Annotated in this window: 1 protein-coding gene; it reads right to left on the reverse strand. The window is 68.7% G+C overall.

The features are described 5' to 3' along the window. Window positions 1-48: 48 nt before the first annotated feature. Window positions 49-501: glycosyltransferase family 9 protein (locus tag ACTFO6_RS17600; RefSeq protein WP_439935721.1), on the reverse strand; the 453-nt coding region annotated here is incomplete at its 5' end.

A 501-nucleotide genomic window follows, 5' to 3' on the forward strand; every position in this document is an offset into this window, starting at 1 on the left:
CTACCGCGCCGGCAATTTTGAGACAGGTCTAGTATTACACTCGTGTCACTATCCGGCCGGCGTCGAGCGCTCCGCGAGCAGCGCTTGCGCCGCTTCGATCACCCGGCTCGCGGGGAGTTCCTGCAGGCAGTCGCTGAAGCTTTCCACGTGGCGTCCGCAGCCCTCCAGCAGGCAGGGTACGCAGTCCTTGGCACCTTGCACGAGGTAGACGTTCCCCACGCGTTGGCTGCCCACGCGCCGCCATGGGTTGCGGTCCGCCGGATGGTCCTTGGGCCACGGCCCCCACTTCACCGGGTTCGAGGGACCGAATAAGGCCACGGTGGGCGTGCCCACGGCGGCGGCGATGTGGGTGGTGGCGGTGTCGGGTCCCACGTACACCGCGGCGCCCGCGAGCAGCGCCCCCAGCATCGGAAGGCTCAAGCGCCCGGCCAGGTTGAGCGTACCGGCAGGCATATTGGCGGCGATGGCGGCGACGTACTCTAGCTCCTCCTTTCCCCCCCC

The organism is Pelomicrobium sp. G1, assembly GCF_051905455.1.
Taxonomy (GTDB): domain Bacteria; phylum Pseudomonadota; class Gammaproteobacteria; order Burkholderiales; family UBA6910; genus Pelomicrobium.